The 22259-nt window shown below is 62.1% G+C and carries 19 protein-coding genes and 5 pseudogenes; 12 read left to right on the top strand and 12 right to left on the bottom strand.

The genetic code is table 11. From position 1 onward, the window contains the following. Positions 1–566: 566 nt before the first annotated feature. Positions 567–1550, bottom strand: coding sequence for a DUF2971 domain-containing protein (locus tag BES08_RS30665; RefSeq protein ID WP_069710356.1), 984 nt, complete (start codon positions 1548–1550; stop codon positions 567–569). A 64-nt stretch (positions 1551–1614) separates the two neighbouring features. Next, a complete protein-coding gene (locus BES08_RS30660; RefSeq protein WP_231958540.1) occupies positions 1615–2445 on the bottom strand; it encodes a tyrosine-type recombinase/integrase in 831 nt (276 codons plus the stop codon). On the opposite strand from BES08_RS30660, the gene BES08_RS30655 reads away from it, so the two are divergent. Next, positions 2336–4060 (top strand): ISL3 family transposase, encoded by a 1725-nt coding sequence (locus tag BES08_RS30655; protein WP_155276029.1) that lies wholly within the window; start codon positions 2336–2338, stop codon positions 4058–4060. The two genes, BES08_RS30660 and BES08_RS30655, sit on opposite strands and share 110 nt — an antisense overlap. A 19-nt stretch (positions 4061–4079) precedes the next feature. Here BES08_RS30655 and BES08_RS30650 read toward each other — a convergent pair. Next, positions 4080–4228, bottom strand: a pseudogene (locus BES08_RS30650) (PhnA protein); the annotation flags it as partial. Positions 4229–4689: 461 nt separating this feature from the next. On the opposite strand from BES08_RS30650, the gene BES08_RS30645 reads away from it, so the two are divergent. From BES08_RS30645 to BES08_RS30635, 3 genes and pseudogenes are all read left to right on the top strand, one after another. After that, a complete protein-coding gene (locus BES08_RS30645) occupies positions 4690–5277 on the top strand; it encodes a hypothetical protein (protein WP_069710355.1) in 588 nt (195 codons plus the stop codon). A 525-nt stretch (positions 5278–5802) separates the two neighbouring features. Continuing rightward, positions 5803–5988 (top strand): hypothetical protein, encoded by a 186-nt coding sequence (locus BES08_RS30640; protein ID WP_069710354.1) that lies wholly within the window; start codon positions 5803–5805, stop codon positions 5986–5988. Positions 5989–6231: 243 nt separating this feature from the next. Continuing rightward, positions 6232–6867, top strand: a pseudogene (locus BES08_RS30635) (ArdC family protein); the annotation flags it as partial. Positions 6868–7109: 242 nt separating this feature from the next. Here BES08_RS30635 and chrA read toward each other — a convergent pair. Continuing rightward, a complete protein-coding gene (gene chrA / locus BES08_RS30630) occupies positions 7110–8477 on the bottom strand; it encodes a chromate efflux transporter (protein WP_037094409.1) in 1368 nt (455 codons plus the stop codon). Beyond that, a complete protein-coding gene (locus BES08_RS30625; protein ID WP_037094406.1) occupies positions 8477–9298 on the bottom strand; it encodes a chromate resistance protein ChrB domain-containing protein in 822 nt (273 codons plus the stop codon). Before BES08_RS30625 ends, chrA begins: the two co-directional genes overlap by 1 nt. A gap of 253 nt (positions 9299–9551) precedes the next feature. On the opposite strand from BES08_RS30625, the gene BES08_RS30620 reads away from it, so the two are divergent. From BES08_RS30620 to BES08_RS30605, 4 genes and pseudogenes are all read left to right on the top strand, one after another. Continuing rightward, complete coding sequence (locus tag BES08_RS30620) at positions 9552–10769, top strand: tyrosine-type recombinase/integrase (protein WP_037094404.1); 1218 nt, start codon at positions 9552–9554, stop codon at positions 10767–10769. After that, positions 10766–11710 carry a tyrosine-type recombinase/integrase gene (locus BES08_RS30615; protein ID WP_037094402.1) on the top strand — a complete coding sequence of 315 codons (945 nt, stop codon included), beginning with the start codon at positions 10766–10768 and terminating at the stop codon, positions 11708–11710. Before BES08_RS30620 ends, BES08_RS30615 begins: the two co-directional genes overlap by 4 nt. After that, positions 11707–12699 carry a tyrosine-type recombinase/integrase gene (locus BES08_RS30610; RefSeq protein ID WP_037094399.1) on the top strand — a complete coding sequence of 331 codons (993 nt, stop codon included), beginning with the start codon at positions 11707–11709 and terminating at the stop codon, positions 12697–12699. The genes BES08_RS30615 and BES08_RS30610 overlap by 4 nt, the downstream gene beginning before the upstream one ends. A gap of 104 nt (positions 12700–12803) precedes the next feature. Continuing rightward, positions 12804–13112 (top strand): annotated as a pseudogene (locus BES08_RS30605) (zincin-like metallopeptidase domain-containing protein); the annotation flags it as partial. Positions 13113–13220: 108 nt separating this feature from the next. On the opposite strand, the gene BES08_RS30600 reads toward BES08_RS30605, so the two are convergent. After that, positions 13221–13646, bottom strand: a complete 426-nt coding sequence (locus tag BES08_RS30600; RefSeq protein WP_069710352.1) for a type II toxin-antitoxin system VapC family toxin — start codon at positions 13644–13646, stop codon at positions 13221–13223. Beyond that, on the bottom strand, positions 13646–13900 hold the full coding sequence (locus BES08_RS30595) for a type II toxin-antitoxin system Phd/YefM family antitoxin (RefSeq protein ID WP_069710351.1): 255 nt from the start codon (positions 13898–13900) through the stop codon (positions 13646–13648). The genes BES08_RS30600 and BES08_RS30595 overlap by 1 nt, the downstream gene beginning before the upstream one ends. Positions 13901–14773: 873 nt before the next feature. Here BES08_RS30595 and BES08_RS30590 point away from each other — a divergent pair. The 3 genes from BES08_RS30590 to BES08_RS33830 all read left to right on the top strand — a co-directional run bounded on the left by BES08_RS30590 (position 14774) and on the right by BES08_RS33830 (position 15775). Continuing rightward, positions 14774–15085, top strand: a complete 312-nt coding sequence (locus tag BES08_RS30590; RefSeq protein ID WP_069710350.1) for a DUF736 domain-containing protein — start codon at positions 14774–14776, stop codon at positions 15083–15085. 86 nt (positions 15086–15171) lie between these two features. Further along, positions 15172–15366: a hypothetical protein gene (locus BES08_RS30585; RefSeq protein WP_069710349.1), complete on the top strand. Its 195-nt coding sequence runs from the start codon at positions 15172–15174 to the stop codon at positions 15364–15366. A 262-nt stretch (positions 15367–15628) separates the two neighbouring features. After that, positions 15629–15775, top strand: coding sequence for a hypothetical protein (locus BES08_RS33830; protein ID WP_197524559.1), 147 nt, complete (start codon positions 15629–15631; stop codon positions 15773–15775). A 74-nt stretch (positions 15776–15849) separates the two neighbouring features. Here BES08_RS33830 and BES08_RS30580 read toward each other — a convergent pair whose 3' ends face one another. The 5 genes and pseudogenes from BES08_RS30580 to BES08_RS33510 form a co-directional block, all read right to left on the bottom strand. Next, positions 15850–16101, bottom strand: coding sequence for a WGR domain-containing protein (locus BES08_RS30580; protein ID WP_069710348.1), 252 nt, complete (start codon positions 16099–16101; stop codon positions 15850–15852). Between the two features lie 248 nt (positions 16102–16349). Beyond that, on the bottom strand, positions 16350–18260 hold the full coding sequence (gene traG, locus BES08_RS30575; protein ID WP_069710347.1) for a Ti-type conjugative transfer system protein TraG: 1911 nt from the start codon (positions 18258–18260) through the stop codon (positions 16350–16352). Continuing rightward, a pseudogene (traD, locus tag BES08_RS32520) lies at positions 18256–18462 on the bottom strand (conjugal transfer protein TraD); the annotation flags it as partial. The pseudogene traD and the gene traG, both read right to left, overlap by 5 nt. Positions 18463–18466: 4 nt before the next feature. Continuing rightward, positions 18467–18712: a TraC family protein gene (locus tag BES08_RS30570; RefSeq protein ID WP_069710346.1), complete on the bottom strand. Its 246-nt coding sequence runs from the start codon at positions 18710–18712 to the stop codon at positions 18467–18469. Then, positions 18681–18965 carry a hypothetical protein gene (locus tag BES08_RS33510; RefSeq protein WP_156800081.1) on the bottom strand — a complete coding sequence of 95 codons (285 nt, stop codon included), beginning with the start codon at positions 18963–18965 and terminating at the stop codon, positions 18681–18683. Before BES08_RS33510 ends, BES08_RS30570 begins: the two co-directional genes overlap by 32 nt. Here BES08_RS33510 and traA point away from each other — a divergent pair. After that, positions 18958–22259: pseudogene (gene traA / locus BES08_RS30565) on the top strand (Ti-type conjugative transfer relaxase TraA). The gene BES08_RS33510 and the pseudogene traA sit on opposite strands and share 8 nt — an antisense overlap.

Here is a 22259-nt window from a genome sequence, read left to right as displayed (position 1 = left end):
TTCTCAACTGCACAAAATATCGCGCTGGTGGCTCTGAAACGATAGAGATCGCGCTCTGTCAGGTCAGGGATCAAGGGTGACGCCCAACCGATGTCCCGACGGCGATTCCTGTTCTCTAGCTCGAGCTCTTTCTGCCGTTCTTGTGACCGGCGATCCAGGCCTGTACGCGTGGGTGAAGGTTATCGTTGCTCTCAGGTATCGCGACATCACGAATGCGGTCGGCCACCGTCGCGGCGGCTTCTTCCGCTGCAGGGGACGCGCGGGCTTTGGCGGCGTGGGGTGGATATCTGCCGGGCTTGGAATCTAAGACGAGGCGCGGTGCGCTGCTTGCGGGATACGAGCCTTGCTCGCATGGGCATACGCGGGGACCGAATGCGGGGTCTACGTCTACGGCAGCAGTCCGGCGCTGGATCAGCTGAGCGACCTTGCCAAGGATTGATCGCACGGATCTGCGCGGTGCGTACGTGCCGGCCAGACTTGGCATTATCGACGATCCTTTCAACAGCTTCGCTTCGTCATCACGACTGACGTGCCCCATTGACGCTCGAACCTGATCCGGTAGACGGTCAGGGCCGGGGCTTCGACAGGACGACCTCGCAGCCTACGATGGACTGGGCGAACTCGGCATTCTCGGCCTGCCGTTCCGAGGGACCGACGATCACGCGTTTGATCGGCAGTTTGGCCTCCGCACCGGCGAACAGCGTGATATGCCGCTTGGGTGCGTCCTCGATCGCCGCGATCGACCTCTTCACGAACACATCCGGGTATTTCCGAGCGCTTTGCTCCTGATAGCCGGGCGCGCCGGGGATGGCGACGATCCGGAACTCGCGCTCCGCGCGGAATTTCGACCGCTTCAGCAGCGTGGCGCATCGCAGGAATTCGATGGTGCCCATCTCCTGCTTCTGAAACCTCCTGAAGATTTGCTCGGCGACCACCTGCAGCGCCGGCTCGATGAAATCGAAGTAGTCCGGCAGCCGCGCCCCGTCCCGCAGATACCTGACGTCCTCCAGATTCAGGTGCGTGAAGTCCAGCCTGTCGAACTCGCCGCCGAGCAGATCGCCGAGCTTGTCCGTATCGAACACCAGACAGAAACCGTCATGCGCATAGAATTTCCACTGGCTCTCGAGGCCGTTCTCCCGTTCGTACGGTGTGTCGGCGGCATGTGTCGAGAACGATGTCGTGTAGGCGTCAACCGCGAACTGGGGATCGTCCCGCTCGAAAGTGGACGCGTAGAGGCTCTTCACGAAATCGCGGGCCATCGGCGCGGCGCCGCCGGCGTGGTAATACTGGTTTCTGGTCCCGGAGTTCTGCTTCTTGACCTCGCGCCCCAGGACCGCCGACATCGTCTCCTGCAGCTGCGGCTTCAAGGTTGCGATCTCGAGGTCGTCGTTCAGATGGCGGAAGTGCGTCGCCCACAGCGTGTTTGTCTTCACGATCGGCTCGAAGCCGCCGCGGTCGGTGTAGTGGAATAACTCCGGATGCTCCGCCTTCAGCCTGGCGCTGCAGATCTCGGTGTCGATGATCTTGATCGAATGCGGCTCGCCCGCCATGGAAATCCATCCTCAACCCGTCCATATAGAACTGCGCATATTAACCACGCCTGATGATAGGTGCTCAGGCCTGCGCGCCGCCCTTGATCGGCATCACCCTCTTGGGATCGAGCCAGTGGTCGATCCGATCAGCCCAATGCTGCATCAGTTTCGTGCGCGAGCCGATCAGCGCGAGCGGTCCGTGCTTCTTGTAGAGCCCTTCCACAGTAGAGTTGTCGAGATGCGCGAGCTGCAGCTCGACGACATCGCCATCCCATGCCTTGGCGTCCTTGATCTCCTCGTGGTGAGACAGGGTCGAGAAGGTGGTCCGGAATCCGTGGGCACAATGATCAGTCTTGGTGTCAATGCCAAGCAGCCGCAAGCGTTTGTTGAGCGTGTTGTTTGATAGCGGCGCGTCCTTCGAGCAGGAAAATGCGTGCCGGCGATGCCCGGTCAGCTTCTGAACGCTGCGCAGGATTGCTACTGCCTGCCGTGACAAAGGCACGACATGGTCCCAACCGGTCTTCATTTTGACGGCTGGAATAGTCCAGCGTTCGGCATCCCAATCGACCTCGCTCCACTCCATTTCATTGACCATGCCGGGGCGGGGAATGGTCAGCGCATCGAAGCGCAAGGCAAGGCCAACAACGTCACTAAACCTCGCTCTCGTCCACGGTGCGCTGATGAGCTTGAACACGCGCGTCACGTCGCGTGGTTCGGTGACGCCGGGACGCGGCGTCGAAATGGGGTCTGCCTCACTTTGTGTGGTGAATAGATCGTTAGCAGGCACTTCGCTATTGGCGTGCATGAGAACAAAATCAAAATGGTCGCCCGGTCCGGGCATCAAGGTCCAAAGCATCGCAACCAACGGCGACGGTGACTGGGTTGTGTCGGCTTGCGGACCATCCTCGGGCATTTGTCCAGATTGCAGGAAACAGAGCGCACGTCGGCACGGCTGGTCGTACCGCAGTCTTCAGGACCTGCCGATCCAAGGCAATGAAGTGACGGTAAGGCTTCGGTTGAGCCGCTGGCGTTGCAGTTATCGGCAGTGCGGGCGGCAAACATTCTCGGACCCGATCCCGGATATTGCCTCGCCCTACGCCCGCAGGACAAAGAGGGTCGCCAACATAGTCGGCCTTCTGGGGCACGGCACAGGCGGACGCCCGGGAGAGCGCTTGATGAACCAGCTCGGGATGCCGGTCAGCGACGACACCATCCTTCGGCACTTGAAGCGCATGGCTTTACAGATCGACGACGAGCCCCCCGCTCGGATCATCGGTATCGATGACTGGAGTTGGAGGAAATCGTGGCGCTACGGCACGATCATCGTTGATCTCGAGCGCCGAAAGGTCATGGACATTCTCGAGGACCGGAGCGTGGCGAGCGTTGCACAATGGTTGAAGCGGCATCCCTCCATTGAGGTGGTCAGTCGAGATCGATGCGGGCTATACGCGCAGGCTGCTCGTGAAGGTGCCCCGCAAGCGTCTCAGGTGGCTGACCGCTTTCATCTCTTCCAGAACCTGCGTCTTGCGATCGAGGAACAGATGAGCCTCTCCGGCCGAGCTACAGGCAGGGCACTGCTGCCAGACGAGGACATCGAGACTGATCATGACGATCGAGCTTTGCATGAGGAGGCGCCTGGAATGCGGTTGCGCAATCAGCTTCGACGGACACATAGGCAGTCCCGGAAGGAGGTGTTCGAGACGGTGCACGCCTTGAGCAAAGAAGGCCTGACCTGCTCGGAGATTGCGCGTCGCACTGGATATGGCCGCCGCAGCATCGCGAAATGGCTGACGTTTGAAACGCCACCCGACCGACGCAGGGGAGCGTTGCAGCCGACATCTCCCCTGTATTTCGAAGCCTTTCTCACCCAATGTTGGAAGGACGGCAACCGCCGTGGGCGGCATCTGTTTCATGACATCAAGCATCGCGGGTACACCGGCAGCTTTTCCAATCTTGAACGCCTCCTGGCAACCTGGCGCCGCGCCGAGAGACCGGAATCGGATAAGGATAAGGATAAGGATAAGGATAAGGATGATGCGGCGCCGGCTCGGGTTGGCGTCGTCGACAGTACATACGATAATGCGCCTGTGCGTGATCCGCACACTGGCCACTGGATCTCGCCGGTTGTCGCCGCTGCTCTCTGCATCAAGCCGCGCGGCGCGCTGACCGTCAATCAAGAGCGGAAAGTGGACGCCCTCAAGCAGGGATCAGATACCTTTGCGACTTTGCGCAGCTTATCCATGCGGTTTCGCGGAATATTTCATAGCCGAAATTCGGCAAGGCTCGAAGATTGGATTGATGATGCCATTCATTCTGGCCTGGTTTTCCTGGCCCGTTTTGCCCGCGTCCTTCGCCGCGATATCGACGCCGTCTGTAACGCCATCGACCTGCCTTGGAGCAATGGTCAAGCGGAAGGTCAGATCAACCGACTGAAGACGATCAAGCGCGCTATGTATGGCCGAGCGGGTGCAGAGCTTCTCAGAGCGCGGATGATGCCCATCCAATTGTCCGATCTCCACACAAAGTGAGGCAGACCCCAGTTAAGTGCAGTACGACAACGGCATCGCCATCGGCCAGCAGATTTCCGGGGCGTCACGCACTTCGCTCTTTGCCGCAGCTTCTGCGGCAAGCTCCGAGGCCGGGCGCCATTCGCCGCGTAGTTCGTCATAGACATAATCATCGTCATCGCTGGTCATGGATGTTGCTATTGCAGGTGCGAGCCGGCTTACCAATCCTCATATCGCGATTGAGGCCGGGCAGGTGGGAGCACATCGAGTGCGGTGATGCAGATCGGTCATCCGGTGAACGATCGGATGGTGTGTGCCGTCCGGTTCGCGGTCCTTTGCTGTTGCAGTCGTTCCGGTCAGCACCCATGCCGGTCATCCCCTCGGGTTTGTGGAGCGGTCTAAACCGGCAGGCGTCGTCTTCAAGGCCGCTTCGCGCCGCGTTTCGGCCAGGGTCGCCGGTCTCGTCACGCCAGGCCCGCGCCCTGCGCGAGGGCTGTCGCCCTGCTGGTTCGCAAACCTGGCCTGCTCGCCCCTGTCGCCCCCCGGACCCTGAAGCCGCCGCTGGCCTGCCGGTTTTCTTTGACCGCACCCGAAGGGACGACCGGCATGGGGCCGGTCCGAGCCTTCGGCGCAGAAAAAGGACCACTCATATGACCAGGACCACTAGCACCACCCGCTCTTCCTCCAAGGGCGGTCAATTCCGCAAGGGCACCACACTTGAAATGGTCCGGCTTGCCTGCCCGGACGCCAACCAGGCCTCTACGATCTCGGAAAGCTTCGGCCTTCCCGTTCTCGACAGCAACGGTATCCGTGAGCTGCACGAGCGCCTGATTATGGAGACAGCTGACAGTCTCGGCGAAGGGCTGGGGGAACGGGCCATGCAGATCCACCTGCAGCGGATTGTGGGCGCCTATGTCGGGTCCGCCCATGGCGCTGGTCAGTTCTATAGCCGGGCGGTGACAGAGGCCCGCGACGCCACGGCCAAGTCCGCCAATGACGCCCGAGACGAAGACGTGGGTGGTCCGGTCGGCTTCGACAGCGCCGCCCAGCGCAAGCGCGAATTCGCGGCCGATATGGGCGTTCAATCTCACGCCCTCAGAATGGCAGCCGAAGGCGCCGTCGCGGCCTACGCGGTCGTCATCGGCGAAACCTGGAAGCCCTTCGAGCGGACCGTCGAGAACCCGGGCCAGACCGTCGACCGCAAGGCGGCTGACCTGCAGATGGCGGCGCTCGGCTGAGTCGCAATTGGGCGGGGCGCCGGCTCCGCCCATACGCACTGAAGCGGACCGTCGCAAAGTCACCTCATTTCGGTCGATCCTGATTTATGGGTTCACGTCCTAATTGGACGTGCCAGAGCCGCTATAGCGTTCTATCTCTTCGAGCAGTGCCCGCAGGCCCTCGACTTCGTTGATCCTGTCGCGGTGTTTCTGAGCGATCCGTTCGCCCGCCTAGGCAGTATCTTGCGCGTCGGTGATACCCGACCTTCATCATCATGACGATCAGGGCGCAGCGGTTTCGACACCAGTCAGGCTCCTGCAGCCTTGTCAGTTATTTGTCCCAGTCGGCCCCATCCGCGGTCCAATTCCGCTCTCTTGTGATGGCGTCCTGGCCCGGCTCCGGATCTTCCACGATCAACCCACGAGGGGTCCGCTACGCAAGCGTGCGGCCGCGCCGGCTCCGCCTCTGCGGTGATCGCGCCCGGGCGCCGGACCTTTGAGGAGCCATCGAGCGGGATTGGCCCGTTCCAAAGATGGAGCCCTCAGATGTCGCACAACCTCGAACTCGCCCAGAAGCACGCCTGGAACCTCGCCCGCACACTGATGACCACCGTGATCCTCTTCCAGTCCGACGACGAATATGGCGTGCTCCCCGAAGAGGAGCTCGACGAGGGCGAGGTCGCGGTACTCTACATCTACGATCCTTACAGCGGGGGCCGGTCGGTCCACTGAACCGGCCGTTCTCCGGACAGCATCCGGGCGGCGCGCTGCGCCGCCCTTCTTCTTGTCGATGCGCCCTCGATCCCCGTCCCTGCATCGGTCTTGCCGGACCCGGTGCATCGCGCAACGGCTTTGCCGTCCTCCTCTCTCGTTCCGGCCCCTGTCGGGGTGCGCGATCCCCCTGACCGGTCCGGCTTGTCGCCCGCCGTGACGGGGCCGCGATCGGCGCGGCCTCCACAATGGAGGTTTATGAAAATGAGCAGGAAAGAGAAAAGCGAAACCCGCGTCGACATCTACGCGCGGATCACCGAGAGGATCGTCGCGCAGCTGGAGGAGGGCGTGCGCCCCTGGGTGCAGCCATGGGCTGCTGGGAACACGGCGGGACGCATTACCAGACCGCTCCGCCATAATGGTGAGCCCTATAGCGGCATGAATGTGCTGCTTCTCTGGTCGGAGGCAATGGCGCAGGGCTATGTCGCGCCGATCTGGATGACCTTCAAGCAGGCCAGCGAGCTCGGCGCCCATGTCCGCAAGGGCGAGAGCAGCGCCACGGTCATCTATGCCAGCCGGTTTACCAAGACCGAAACCGACGCACGCGGGGATGAGGTTGAACGGGACATTCCATTCCTGCGCGCCTATGGCGTGTTCAACGTCGAACAGATCGATGGTCTGCCCGAGCATTACTATCATCGGCCGGCACCTGTTTCCGATCCGGTGGAACGGATCGAAAGCGCCGACCGGTTCTTCACCAACGCCGGTGCTGACCTTCGCAATGGCGGGTCGCAGGCGTTCTATGCACCCTCAACCGATCATATCCAGATGCCGCCCTTCGAGACGTTCCGGGATGCGGCATCCTATGTCGCTGTCCTCAGTCACGAGCATATCCATTATGCCGTAAGTCGGATTATGCCGATTTCGGGTGCGTAATACTGAAATTGCAGGCCATGGTCCTCTTCGCGCTCGGCATAATCCGCCGCCCAATGAAGCTCAAGGTACGCTGAAGAACCCGTTGGGATTAGTACGGTTGAGATCCGATTATCCGAATGCGGATTCTGCGAGCGGCGGGTTTTACACCTTTATCGATCTTTCGACGTTGCCCTTGGCTCTCGTTTGGATGGTGAGAGCGGGTCACCTTAGGCGATGTTCGTCACCCCTAGCACCAGGCCAACGGCCGCGCATCCAGCGAGAACGGTCACTGGTCCGAGCTTGAAGCGGAACACTGCGATAAGAGCGGCCAGCACCAGCACCGCAGCAGGCAGGTTCAGTGTAGACCAGACGGGCACGTCGATATCGAGGCCGAAGGAGGTGATCGAGCGCACCTCGTCGAAAACCACATGCAGGCCGAACCAGACTGCGAGGTTCAGGATCACGCCCACCACGGCGGCGGTGATCGCCGTCAGCGCTGCCGACAGCACCTTGTTGTCGCGCAGTCGCTCGATGAAGGGCGCACCGAGGAAGATCCAGAGGAAGCACGGCGTGAACGTCACCCATGTCGTCAGAAGCCCGCCCAGCGTTCCCGCCATCAGCGGCGACAGGCCGCCCGCGTTGCGGAACGCGCCCATGAAGCCCACGAACTGTGTCACCATGATCAGCGGGCCGGGCGTGGTCTCGGCCATGCCGAGCCCGTCCAGCATCTCGCCAGGGGCGAGCCAGCCGTAGTTCTGCACCGCCTCCTGCGCGACGTAGGCCAGAACGGCATAGGCGCCGCCGAAGGTCACAACGGCCATGATGCTGAAGAAGCCCGCGATCTGGGAAAAGACGTTCGCGGGGCCGAAGACCGCGAACAGCAGGGCGACCGGTACCAGCCACAGCGCGAGGAACGCCGCCGAGATGCGAAACGCCCAGCCGCGGTTGACCTGCGTGTGGGCGGGCGACTCTTCGCCCAGGAGGGTATCGGCGTCATCGACCTGGACCTCGCCCACCTTGCCGTGGCCGCCGCCGCCATGGAAGGCGGGCAACCCCACACGCGCTCCGAAGAACCCGACCAGACCCGCCACAAGGATGATGAGCGGAAACGGCACCGCGAAACCGAAGATCGCCACGAACGAGGCGGCGGCGATGGCGATCATTGCGCCGTTCTTCAGGGCGCGCGAGCCGATGCGGATGACCGCCTGCACGACGATGGCCAGCACCGCCGCTTTCAGCCCGAAGAACAGCGCCTCGACGGCGCCAACATTGCCGTAGAGCGCATAGATCCAGCTCAGCGCCATGATCGACACAATGCCGGGCAGTACGAAGAGCAAACCCGCGATGATGCCGCCGAGCGTGCGGTGCATCAGCCAGCCAATATAGACGGCGAGCTGCATCGCCTCCGGGCCAGGCAGCAGCATGCAGTAGTTGAGGGCATGCAGGAACCGCTTCTCGCCCAGCCAGCGCTGCTCCTCGACGAGGATGCGGTGCATGAGCGCGATCTGGCCCGCCGGCCCGCCAAAGCTCAGGAGCCCGATTCGGGCCCAGATGCGGGTGGCCTCCGCAAGGGTGGGGAAAGCGCGGTCCCGCATCACTCCGGCCTCGGCTTGTTGGTGGGCCAGTTGTGGGTCTCGTCGGTTGCGTCACGAGCCCAGCGATAGAAAGCGTCATAGAGCGGCATGCCTGCTTCGAGCTGCTCCAGGTCGTCGGAATACATCCGCGACAGACCGAGCGAGGCTGCAAGAAGACCGGCGGCCTCGGGCGCCAGATCGAGCCGGGCGGTGTCGGCGCCGCGGACGATGTCGGCCAGCCGGTCGAGCGCGGGAATATTCAGGCCGAACTCGGCCAGCATCACGTCGAAGGTGCAAAGTTCGCGCCTATGGCTCCAGAACACGTTCTCGATGTCGAAGGGCGAAGCATCGTAGCGTTCGGCGACGCCGACGACCTCGGCGGGCGCCACAAAGAGGATGATCGCACGGGGATCGAGAAAGCGCCGGATCAGCCAGGGGCACGCGATGCGGTCGATCTTGGGGCGCGACCGGGTGACCCAGATGGTGCGGCCCTGCGCGTCGCGCGCTGGCAGCTTTGCGGGATCGATCAGGGGTAGCTCGGCCGCACGCCAGGCTTCGAACCCGCCCTCGAGATACTCCGAAGGGCAGCCTTCGGCGCGCAGCCAGGCGGCCGCGCCTTGGCTGCGCCGATGGCCGGCCTGGCAGACAGCAATGGATGGCTGCCCGGCGAGCTGCGGAGCGAGGGCGGCGAGCGCCTGGTCGTCGATCCGGGTGGCGCCAGGGAGCAACCTTGGATCGGCGGCAAAATCTTCCTCGGAGCGCACGTCGATCAAGAGCGGTGCGCGAGGGGTTCCGATGATGCGGGCGAGCTTGTCGAACGAAATGGCATTAGGCGCAGGCATGTGCGTTCCTCCGTCGCCGGGGTTGAACAGGAACGCGATCTTCGGCTGGCGCCTCGTGGGGAGCTCGCAATCCCCATGATTGTAGATACGAAAGGCGAGGACACCACGTCAAGAACTCTATATGCGCGTCAGCACATCGGACATGAAATCGAGGGAAGGTCTTGGTCACACTTGCCGCTAAGCAGAAGATCGACTGGTCACAGAGCGGGGATTCGGCGCGAAGTTTATTGCTCCACCAAGATGGAGCACAGAAATGGAAAAACCCGATCACACATGTCTCGATCAGTATCTCGCGGCATTTGAAGAAAGCCTTGCATCCAGAAACTACAAGCCGGACACGCTGACGAATTACCGCTATCTATTGCGGCGCTTCGGTCGCCTGCTCGACGCCGAGGGCATTGCGCCCTCGGCATTGACGCCAGACTTGGCTGTCGAACTGGGACGGCGGTTGCCGACCACGCCGAAAAGCCAGATCAAGGTTCCCAACCTTGCCAGACTGTTCGTCACGCATCTGATTGAGATAGGAGTGGCGACACGACCGCCGCTGACACCCGCACAGGCCGAACGTCGCGAACTGCTGGACAGCTTTGAAACCTACCTTCTGCGGCAACGCGGCCTCAGCCCCCGCTCTGTCTATCATGTGCTGAGGTTCGCGGACCGCTTTCTCGATCATCGCTTCGGCGACCGTATGCTCGACCTGCCGGCGCTGAACGCGCAGGATGTTGTCGCGTTCATGGAGCACTTACTCGCGCGCAAGCGCCCGTTCCGCGACAAGACGCCAGCAACGCATCTGCGCAGCTTCTTCCAATATCTGTTCGCGCAGGACCATACGACCACGAACCTGTCGCTTTGCGTCCCCAGAGCACGCAAGCCCTGGGGCGCAAGGCTCCCTCGTTATCTGTCGCCCGATGAGGTGGAGGCCGTCGTGGCCTCCGTGCGCACCAATCCGCGGCGCGGCGCCCGTGACTACGCCATGCTGCTGTTGATGGCCCGCCTCGGCCTGCGCGCGCCGGAAGTCATCGCTGTCCAGTTGTGCGACATAGACTGGCGCGCCGGCGTACTTCTGGTTCGTGGAAAAGGGCAGCAACATGACCGGCTGCCAATCCCACCGGACGTCGGCGAAGCGATCACCCGGTATCTACAGGTGGAACGAACCTCAACGACCACGCGCACGCTGTTCGTGACGCATCGGGCGCCCAACCGTCCGTTCAAGGACAGCCAGGTCATTAACGCCATACTGAAGGAGGCGTTCGCGGCGACGGGCGTGAAGCCGCCGACACCCTATGTGGGATCGCATGTTCTGCGCCACAGCCTGGCGACGAACATGGTTCGTGCCGGCGCCTCACTGGAAGAGATCGGCGATCTGCTGCGGCATCGGTCGCGGGCAACGACGATGATCTACGCGAAGCTCGACACGGACGGGTTGCGTTCCATTGCGCAGCCTTGGCCGACCTCGGAGGTGGCACGATGAGCTTCCTTGCCGAAATGGACCGCTATCTCACCATCAGAAGGCAACTCGGCGCCAATCTGAGCACCGATGAACGGATACTTCGCCGCTTCGTAACCTTCGCCGACAACGGCGGTGCGCAGTACGTCAGCGCCAGCCTGATCATGCGCTGGCTCGAAAGCCTTCCCTCTGCAAGTCCAGGAACACGGGCAACGCGCTTCAGGGTGGCCCGCCAATTTGCTGAGTGGTTGCACGGCATGGACTCCAGACACGAGGCTCCGCCCCGGGGATTGGTGCCGGGTCGCGTTCAGCGTGTGCATCCATACATCTATAGTGACGCCGAAATCGTCGCGATCATCGACCAAGCGCGGACGCTGCCATCGGTCTACGGCCTGCGCGGCCTGACCTGCTCAACCCTCTTCGGCCTGATCGCCGTGACCGGACTTCGGATCAGCGAAGCTCTCGGTCTCGATCCTCACGATCTCGATGCCGAATCCGGAGTGCTTCGTATCCGGCAGGGCAAGCTCGGCAAAGAACGGTTGCTGCCGCTGGCCCCGAGCGTCGTGGAACGGCTGGAAAGCTATGGTCGCGAGCGGGATCGGCTGCTCGGGCGCAGGCCGGAAGCATTCTTCGTGACCTGTGAGGGGCGTCGTCTTGGCGATTGCGGCGCACGCTACAACTTCGCGCACGTCTGCCAGCAGATCGGGCTGCGGCAGCCGCAGCTTCATCTTCGGCACGGTCGTGGACCACGTATCCACGATCTTCGCCACACCTTCGCGGTGCGTACCATGCTGAGCTGGTATCGGTCGGGCAAAGACGTCGGTCGCGAGATGATCAAGCTCACGACATGGCTCGGTCATGCGCACCCCGCCCACACATACTGGTATCTGGAAGCGGTCCCGGAGCTGCTGGAACTGGCCTCCGCTCGAATAACAGGCGTGGCGGCGGAGGTGGAAACCCGATGAAGGCGACCAACTTCCCCGCGCTGATCCAGCGCTTCTTCACCGATCGGCTCTTAACGCAGATGGAAGCAAGCCATCACACCGTCGCTGGCTACCGAGACACATTCCGGCTGCTGATCCGGTACGCAAGCTCACGGTGTGGAAAGCCACCCACGAAGCTGACGATCGAAGATCTCGATGCCGATCTTGTCGCCGACTTCCTGACACATGTGGAAACGGCGCGCGGCAACACGGCCCGCACCCGCAATACGCGTCTTGCCGCTATCCGCTCGTTCTTCCGCTACGTTGCATTGACCGATCCGAGCTGGCTTCTTCATTGTCAGCGCGTTCTCTCGATGCCGAACAAGCGGTATGTGAAGCGGAGCGTGACGTTCCTTGACGCTGGGGAGATAGCGGCGCTGCTGGCAGCACCGGATCGAATGACATGGGTGGGGCGACGTGATCACGTCCTGCTGTTGCTTGCGCTTCAGACGGGGTTGCGGGCGTCCGAACTGATCAACCTGCGCTGCAAGGACGTGATCCTCGGCACCGGCGCTCATATCCGGTGCATCGGCAAGGGCCGGAAAGAACGCAGTACGCCTCTTCGTCGCGATACGGCCAAGCTTATCCAGAGCTGGATCGGCGAGCGCCGCGACGGCGATGGCCCGCTGTTCCCGTCGATCCGGGGCGAGGCGCTCAGCCGTGATGCTTTGGAGCACTTGGTGCGCAAGCATTGCCTGAAGGCATCACAAGCGTGTCCGAGTCTTGCAGGCAAACGCGTCACGCCACACACGCTTCGCCACAGCACGGCGATGGAACTGCTCCATCACGGCGTCGACCAATCCGTGATCGCATTATGGCTCGGGCACGAATCCGTGGAAACGACCCAGATCTATATACACGCCGACATGCGGCTGAAGGAAAAGGCGCTTTCTCAGGTCGCCGGCCCGGAAACACATCCCGGGCGGTATCGTCCCAGCGACGAACTGCTCGCCTTCCTCGAAGCGCTCTGATTATGCCGAACTGCCGCATGGCCGAAAGCCGGCGTGACAGCCGAAAAGCTCGGCCATGCGGCATAATCCGACTTACGGCATAATGCGTGTTATGCCGATATCGGCATAAGATCCACTGGACGGCGAAACCGAACCGCGTCGGCCGCGATCTCAGTCGCTATTCAAAGGACAGATCAGAGCGGGCGCGGGAGGAACTCGTCGCGGAAATCGGCTCGGCGCTGCTTTGCGCCGATCTGGGCATCGTGCCAGAGCTCGAGCCACGCCCGGACCATGCCGCCTATCTCGGAAACTGGCTCAAGGTCCTCGCCGATGACAAGCGCGCCATCTTCCAGGCCGCCGCCCATGCGCAGCGGGCGGTCAATTTTCTGCATGCTCTGCAGCCGGCAGCCTCCGAAGAGCGCGCGGCGGCCTGATGTTCCAAGCTCCTGTTGTCACCGGGGAAGGTGAGCCTTCCCCGGTCCGCCAGCGCATACTTACCCGCAGCCTACGACGACGATCGGCAATCGATCGGACCCACCTTACTAGGCTGAGTGGCGCCAGGGATTGATGATCTCGACCCCAGTCGACTCGAAGTCGGCCACATTGCGCGTGACGATCGTCATCCCATGCACCAGTGCTGTCGCCGCAATGAGGCCATCCCGTTCGGCGCAGGGGTTGGGCACATGAAGCCGGGCGCACCGCAATGCCACGGCCGTATCCACCGGCAAGGTCCGCTCGGCAAATTCGGGAACGATATGGCGATCCATCCAGGTGCGCAGCCGGGCGCCCTGGTTCGGGTCGCGCCGCTCCATCAACAGAATGCCGAGTTCAAGCTCCATGAGCGTCACCGCCGATAGGTAGAACGTTGCGGCGTCCACGCTGTCGAGCCACGCGACGACATTAGCGTCTGCCTTGCCGTCACCGGCCTTGCGCAGTTCGGAAATCACATTGGTATCGAGCACGAACATCAGGAGAAATCTGCCGGACGGGGAACTTCACGCGACCGCGGAAACTCCACCTCAATATCCGATAGTCCCGGCATGGATAGCGCCGCGACGATGCTCCGGCGCTGTCCGGTGATCCTTTGGTATTCCTCGATGCTCAGCAGCACTTGCGTCGGCTTGCCCCGGTTGGTGATAAAGACGGGGCCGCTCCGGGCGGCCTTTTGCGCCTGGTTGGCGTTTTGCTGAAATTCTCGGCTGGATAATGTGGTGATGGTCATGTCGCCATTCCTAGCGGTCAGAATTGTTGGTACATTAGAACATTTCGTGCGTGTTGACAATTCGCACAGGCAGTGACGCTTCCGGCCGACACGACTGCAATAGGATGATACCGGGCTGCTGCGCTTGTGCGGGTAGCGGCGACATGTTGCTTGAGACCCGATCCACTCCTCCGGCCATGGCGGGCGGCTATGGTTCAGCCCGATAGCGCCGCGTGAGGCGTCGACACTGCTCCTCTGTTGATAGCTGACAAAAGGTCCCGCCTTGCGACGAGGACTTTGGGTCAGTTCTTGCGTCCAGTCAGACGCAACCAGTGAGGGGTGCGCCCCACCCGCGATATCGGCAACGGGCCTGACTCTGTCGGATGGATCGGCTGTCCAGCATGAGAGCGTGGGGAACGCAGCCACCGTCAAATCCCCGCCACCAGACCCATCAGGCGGTCGATCGGCAATGAAGAAGGGCCGGACCAGGCATCGGTTGGCGGATTCCCGGCGCAGTCGGTGCCAGACAAGGGGACGGGTTTGGCGATCATCTGACCGCGCGTTACCGATGGTGGCAAGACGTTTCCGACATGGGGTCGCCTGTCTGCATTCCGGTTGTTCCTGCGACGGGTACGTCCATTCGCGTCCTCGATGTGGCTGGTCTGACCGAAGGCCGAACTCGCTGCGCTCGGTCTCGCTCTTAACCCCGCAACAACCGGTCTCGACTTTCATCCCCTGCCGGCTGCGCCGTCATTCCTCGCGGGGCAAGAAAGCCTTTCCCGGCCGCCCTCCATTGCATTTCGGCCCTTTGGGTGCGGGTCGAACGCCTCCGGTCTGTCGACCGCCATCGAGGGCGCGATGGTCGCGGCCCGAGAAACCAAAGGAATGCGACAAATGGCAACCATCGGCACCTTCACCACCACCGCCAACGGCTTCACCGGTTCGATCAAGACCCTCACCCTCAACGTCAAGGCCCGCCTTGAACGCGTCGAAAACCCCTCCGACAAAGGCCCCCACTTCCGCATCTTCTCGGGCGCCGCCGAGCTAGGTGCGGCCTGGCAGAAGGTCTCCAAGGAGACCGAGCGCGACTACCTCTCGATCAAGCTGGACGATCCCAGCTTCCCCGCCCCGATCTACGCCACCCTGATCGAGGTGGAGGGCGAGGAAGGCCTCCAGCTGATCTGGTCGCGGCCGAACCGGGACTGATCGCACCGATCGCAGGGGCCCCGCCGCAGAGGCGGGGCTTCAGCCAGTTCAGGCAAGAACCACCGGCATCACAAGGATCCAGGCACATGACCGAAGTTGGCCCCGCCATCACACATTCCCTTCATCCCGACGACATCGCGGTGTGGCCCGACGGAACATGTCCGCACCTCGGCGAGATATGGAACGATGGCTTCAGCTTCCTGTCCAACGACGACGGGGTCGTAGACATCGGCGATCGAGCCCGCCTCAAGGCCCTCGGCATTGAGGCGGAGATGGGTTAGCCGCCGCTGCCTGATGCCCACCAGTTTTAGGGCCGGATCTTCGATCCGCCTGACGGACGCGATCCCTGGCCGGGATCGCGGTTCTCCTCTCTGTTGCGGCCCAGCCTACGGCTCCTCGGCCCGCCGCAAGCCCGAACGGCCCCTCCAAAATGCTACGCATTTCGGTTCCTCCGTCCGCCGGCTCTGCCGGTCGCAAGAGCGAGCCTTGCCCCGGCCTCGCACGCGCGTCCGCCCTTGCCGTCAACGACAAGGAGAGACGGTCATGATCATCATCGACAGCATCGAAGAACTGCGCGCCGAGCTGCGGCACTGCCTGCTCACGCCCCAAGAACGCCTGGTGCTGGACGCCGAGCTTGCCGAACTCATCCGGCAGCGCGATGAAGCGCTGGCATCAGAGGAGGGGGCGTAAGCCTCTTCTTTTTGATCTGCTCATGCTTCGAATTTATTCGCAGTCGAGTTTAGCATCGCCCGATATGCCGATGCCTAGGACGACCCGACTTCGCAATAGCCTCGGCGCCGCTTCGAACGCTCGATCCTATCTCTGATCCGCTCGGCCTGCTCGACGTCGTCGAAAAGCACGACCTTGCATTGCCCCCTGGTTCCGATCCGCCCCCATTCGCGCACCACCGAACTGCCGCCGAACAGGGTGGGTTGGATTGAGAGCGCATAGTAGCGTGCCATGTTCCGGCTCGGATCGATGCGGCGCAAATAGATGTCCTGGGGCGCTTCGGTCATTGGACGATTCTGGCCGATGGCAGAATCGTCGTCCAATCAGAGTTTGGAATCGCCAGGCGGACGGCGATTCACCTTGGTGATGGATGCAGACGTCACGAGCCCCTCTCTTCTTTGCCGTTTTCCAGCCCGACAGGGCCGAAGCGGATATCCGCGCAGCATGGCAGAGGCCGGAACGCGCATCCCATACAGCGCCGAAGGGACGGTCGGCGCCCTGTGGTAAACGGCAACGCCGAAGGCGATTGTTCATCTCAGCTTCTGTCGAACCGGTTTGTCTCCACCCGCCCGCTCATGTCCTTGCGACGGAACCAGATCGCGCGGCCGCATCGGATAGGTCTATTGCCTGCGGTGAAAACGATCTGCTCATCGGCTCGCATCTGTAAAACTTCGTGCGGCAGGATGAGTGGTCGTCGGGACAATTGTTTGGATCGGGTGCGGGACGATCCGGAGGATCTTGCGCTGGTGCTGACCTGGCTGACTTCGACCGTCGTGTCACCGCACCGTTTCGAGATGTAGTCCGCAGTTTCGGGATCGTTGATCGCGGCGAATGACATCCAGGACGCGCTCTCGAACCACTTGCTGGTGGCGTCCCGGCCACCATAGGCTTCTCGCATCTGGCCGATCGACTGGAAGAGCAGCAGAAGAGTGATGCCGTATTTTCGGCCGGCATCGCGCGCGGTCTCGAGAATTCGCATGAAGCCAAGTCGCGCGACCTCATCGAGCAGGAAGAGGGTGCGACCTTCGATATGGCCATTGCGATTGTAGATGGCATTCATCAGAGCTCCAATGATGACGCGAGCCAGGCCTGGATGGTTTTCCAGGGTCTTGAGATCGAGATTAACGAATATGTCGGTGGTGCCGGCGGCGAGGTCGTCGGTTGAAAATGCATCGCCTGACACGAGCGCGGCATAGTTCTCGTAGCTCAACCAATGCGTTTCCTTGGCGGCAGAGGCGTAGACGCCCGAGAAGGTCTCCGGCGTCATATTGATAAACGGCGCGACGTTTTCCGTGACGAACACAGAGCCCGAATTGTCGTAGATCGCCTGCAGGCGCTGACGCAGTTTTGGCTCCGGCTCGGCGAGGTTGGCCCGCACACGACGCAGTGTTTGATCCGCGGCATCCGTATGTCCGGACAGACACACGTCCGCGATGAGTGCCGTGAGCAGTTGCAGCGCCGCGCCCCGGAAGAAGTCGTCACGGGCCGAGCCGGCGCGGGGAGCTTCGGTAATGATCCAGGACGCAACGGCCGCGATATCCTCCTCCTTGCTGCCGCCGAAACGGCCAATCCAATCGAGGGCATTAAACCCGATTGTGGGATTGAGCGGATCGAGCGCAACCACTGTTCGCCGCGCCGCCCGGCGATGCCGGCTCACCATCGGCGCCACCTCGTTGGACGGATCCAGCACAACCAGACCATGGCCCCATTTGAGTGCCGTCGGGATGGTGACCGACGTGGTCTTGAAGCCCCCTGATCCGGCAAAGACGATACCATGGGTGGAACCGAACGCGCAGTCGAAGCAGAGGAGGGGGCTCTTTCCTCCCGCTCCCCAGCTCTCTCTGTCGCTGGAACGGAAGGCGCGTTCGGCAATCACGTCCTTATCGACCCGATAGCGTTCGCCGATGACGATACCACCAGCTTCGGGAAAGAGATTTGCCGTGTCCGCTTGCGTCATCCAGTTCGAGGCACCGTGAACGGCGCGTTCCCCGAAGATCCGCTTTGGTGCGTTGCCAGCGAAGGCCATGTTGCCACGCATGACAATGCGCAGGCCAAACAATCCCACGCCGAGTGCGATCATCCCACCGATAAGGGTGGCCGGATCGGCATAGCTCAGAAGCGTGCCCTGTGGCACCCGATCAATGAAGGCAGAAAGCCGGATTGTTTCGCGTGCTGTCGCGATCAGCGCGACGATCACGCCGCCTCCAGCCACGCCCCAGCCGGCGTAGTGGATTGACGGCGAGCCAGCCGATCCAAACGAGAAAATAATCCCGATACCAGCGGCCAGCGTGTAGGGCAGAGCAATGCCGATCTGACCCAAAACCATGCGGGCGTCAGGGGTTGTTCCCAGTCCCGCTGTCCACTGCTCGATCCCCATCAGCGTCCAAACCGCTGCCGTCATCGACAGCATCGGCATGATCAGCAGCGTCAGCTTCTTGGCGATCATTGCGAAAGATTTCCTCTCCAATAGCCAGCAGGCGCGCACGCTCCGCTGTATCGCCGGTCAAGCGGCGCCTTGCGTCAATCAGCAGGCCAAGAAGCAGTGCCCGTTTCTCGTAACGAAGCCCGGCCTTGGCGATCAGGCCGCCAAGCTGGATCTTCTCCCTGGTGTCCTTCTTGCGATCCTCAGCCCTTGCGTTTCGCATCATTCTCTCAGCCCACCGGAGTTCCGCCCCCAGGCGCGCCAGAGCTGGGCGCCTTCGCCCCCGTCGCCTTCCGAAACCGTGCGGTCAGTTCCTCTAAGCCCTTCAAGAGATCGGCGTCGGCGACCTCTATGTCACCAAGGCCGGCTTTGAGCGCCACGCGCCCGATACGCTCGGCCTCTCGTGTTTCTGCTTGCTTGAGCTGTTCCTGAAGCCTGGCGATTTCATCGCGCAGGCGCGCAGAAGGTTTTGCCATTTGTGCGGTCCTCCAATGATTGGTCTGCCTCTGAAGGCTGAGCAATCATGGTCGCAAAGCGCCCGAAGCGCAGCTTCGGGAAACCGAAGTCGGCATCACTGAGCTTTTTTGCGACTATCCCGCCGTTCAGACAGAACGGCTCCAAGGGCGCAGTAATACGTTGCCATGCAACGTGCGGGCTCCGCCGGAAGGCAAGGAACGGTTCTGGGTGAGCGACCGAACTCTCACTCTGGGAAGCTGCTTCGTTGGCCATCACCCATTTCACTCCCCAACTCATCAGCCGCGGTTCCGGTCGCAGCGCTGTCGCTGCCGCTGCCTATCGGCATTGTGCGCGCATGGAGCATGAGGGCGAGGGCAGGGTGATCGACTATTCGCGCAAGCCGGGCATGGTGCATGAAGAATTCCTTCTGCCCCCGGATGCTCCCGCCTGGGCGCGACAGATGATCGCCGAGCGTTCGGTGGCCGGCGCGGCGGAGGCGTTCTGGAATAGGGTCGAGAATTTCGAGAAGCGCCCTGATGCGCAATTGGCCAAGGAGTTCATTCTTGCCTTGCCGGTCGAACTAACGACCGGACAGAACATCGCGCTGATGCGCCAGTTTGTGGCGGAACAAATTCTGGCGCGCGGCATCGTGGCGGACTGGGTCTATCACGACGTCCCGGGCAATCCCCATGTGCATCTGATGACCAGTCTCAGGCCGCTGACCGAGGACGGATTTGGTGCCAAAAAGGTTCCGGTGATTGGTGAGGATGGCGCGGTGGTGCGCACCAGATCCGGGCAGATCGTCTATCGACTCTGGGCCGGCGACAAGGATGAGTTCCTGGCCATTCGCCAAGCCTGGTACAATTGTCAGAACCACCATCTCGCGCTCAATGGCCATGATGTCCGCGTTGATGGCCGCTCTTATGCGGAGCGCGGAATCGACATCGCACCGACCATCCATATCGGGGTGGCCGCCAAAGCGATCCAGCGACAGGCTGAGCGCGAGGGGCGCGACGCCGAACTCGACCGCCTTAGACTGTTTGAGGCGCAACGCCTGAAATCCGCCCGCAAGATCGAGCGCAATCCAGCCATCGTTCTGGACATGGTCAGCCGGGAGCGAAGCGTCTTCGATGAGCGTGACCTGGCAAAGCTCGTGCATCGTTACATCGACGATGCGGGAACCTTCGCCGGCATCATGACACGGGTTCTACAGGATCCGGAGATCGTACGGCTCGAGCGCGAACGGGTCGACCTCGACACCGGTGAAATTCTGCGATCTCGCAACACGACGCGCGCCCTGATCCGCATCGAGGCGGAAATGGCCGATTCTGCATTCCTCCTGGCTGAGAGCAGGGGCTTTGGGGTCGAGCGGCAGATCGTCCGGTCGATCTTTGAGAGGCATGTCCGGCTCTCGGACGAACAGCGATCCGCGATCGAGCACGTGACCGGACACGAACGGATTGCCGCCGTGGTCGGCCGCGCCGGTGCCGGCAAGACCACGATGATGACGGCAGCGCGCGAAGCCTGGGAGGCGGCTGGCTATCGGGTCGTCGGCGCCGCGCTCGCAGGCAAGGCCGCGGAAGGACTGGATAAGGAAGCGGGGATCAACAGCCGCACCTTGGCCTCCTGGCAGTTGCGCTGGAGCAAGGGGCGGGATCTGCTCGACGAGCGTACGGTGTTCGTGCTGGACGAAGCCGGCATGGTGTCCTCCCGGCAGATGGCCGAGTTCGTGGGCGTGGTCGCGGCCACCGGTGCGAAGCTCGTGCTGGTCGGCGATCCTGAGCAGTTGCAGCCCATCGAAGCCGGTGCGGCCTTCCGTGCCCTGGCCGGTCGCGTCGGCTACGCGGAACTGGAAAACATCTATCGGCAGAAGCAGCAATGGATGCGGGACGCGTCGCTGGATTTTGCGCGGGGCAATGTTGCCGAGGCCATCACGCGCTACACGGATCAGGGCAGGGTCCTGGGTTCCGCGCTCAAGACTGAGGCTGTCATTAGCCTGATTGATGACTGGAATCGTGACTACAATCCGACCAAGTCGATACTGATCCTTGCCCATCTCCGCAAGGACGTCCGCGCACTGAACGTTCTAGCCCGCGGTAAGCTCATCGAGCGGGGACTGATCGAGCCGGGTCACGCCTTCCGGACCGAGGATGGTGAACGGCTTTTTGCTGCTGGCGACCAGATTGTTTTCCTCAAGAATGAGGGATCTCTGGGTGTCAAAAATGGCATGATTGCCCGCGTCATTGAGGCGAGCAGCGGGCGGATCGTTGCCGAAATTGGTGATGGTCCCAGTGACAGCCGCCGCCGGGTCGAGGTCGAGCAGCGCTTCTACCGCAATATCGATCATGGCTATGCCACCACCATCCACAAGAGCCAGGGGGCCACCGTAGATCGGGTGAAAGTGTTGGCGACACTGTCGCTGGACAAGCATCTGACCTATGTCGCCATGACCCGGCACCGCGAGGACGTCGCGCTTTACTATGGCCGTCGCTCGTTCGACAAGGTTGGCGGTCTGATCAAAATCCTTGCGCAGCGCAATGCCAAGGAAACGACCCTGGATTACGAGCAGGGCCAGCTCTATTCCGCCGCGCTTCGATACGCCACCACGCGCGGTCTGCATGCCATTCGGGTGGCCCGAACCCTGGTCGCCGATCGCCACCGCTGGGCCCTGCGTCAGAAGGCGCGGCTGGCCAACGTCGCTAGTCGGCTTGTCGCGGTCGGCGCGCGTATCAGCGTTGTCAAAGTCGCTTCGTCCGCGACCATAGTCAGGAGTGAACCGATGATCCCAGGCATTGGCAGTTTCGCCAAAACCGTCAGCGATATCGTCGAGGAGCGGGTCCTTGCCGATCCAGCCTGCAAACGCCAATGGGAGGAAGTCTCTGACCGTTTCCGCAACACTTTCGCCGATCCGCCAGTGGTATTGGCGACCATGAAGTTCGATGCGGTGATCGCCGATCCAGAGCATCGCCAGTCGGTTCTGGATAAGCTCGAACAGAGGCCGGCAGCGTTCGGGGCCTTGAAGGGTAGGTCCGGACTGCTGGCCTCGCGACAGGAGAAGGCCGACCGCTCGAACGCCGAACGGAACGGTTCGGCTCTGCGGGTCGAGATTGAGCGCTATCTACGCTTGCGGGCAAACGCGACGGCGCGGATCGAAGCCGACGAGGAGAAGTCGCGCGCTCGTGTTCGAGTGGACATTCCATCCTTGTCACAAGATGCAGCGGCAGCCCTGGAAAAGGTGCGCGACGCGATCGACCGCAACGACCTGCCATCGGCGCTCGGCTTCGCCCTGGCGAACAAAATGGTCAAGGCAGAGCTTGATGGATTCAACGCCGCCATTGCCGAGCGCTTCGGGGATCGAGCCTCCTGGGGATCAATGCCAATCGAGCTGACGGTCCGGCCTTTAATACCATGGCCGCAGGCCTGAAACCCAACGAACGTGAAAAACTGGCCAGCGCCTGGCCAGCCATGCGCGCCGGGCAGAAGCTGGCAGCGCATGAAAAGACCGAGCAGGCTGTGAAAGAACGGCAGGCGCTCGAACGTCAACGCACCGTGACGCGAGGCTTGTGA

The sequence above is a fragment of the Novosphingobium resinovorum genome, assembly GCF_001742225.1.
Taxonomy (GTDB): Bacteria; Pseudomonadota; Alphaproteobacteria; order Sphingomonadales; family Sphingomonadaceae; genus Novosphingobium; species Novosphingobium resinovorum_A.
This window is presented reverse-complemented; position numbering and strand designations above follow the sequence as displayed.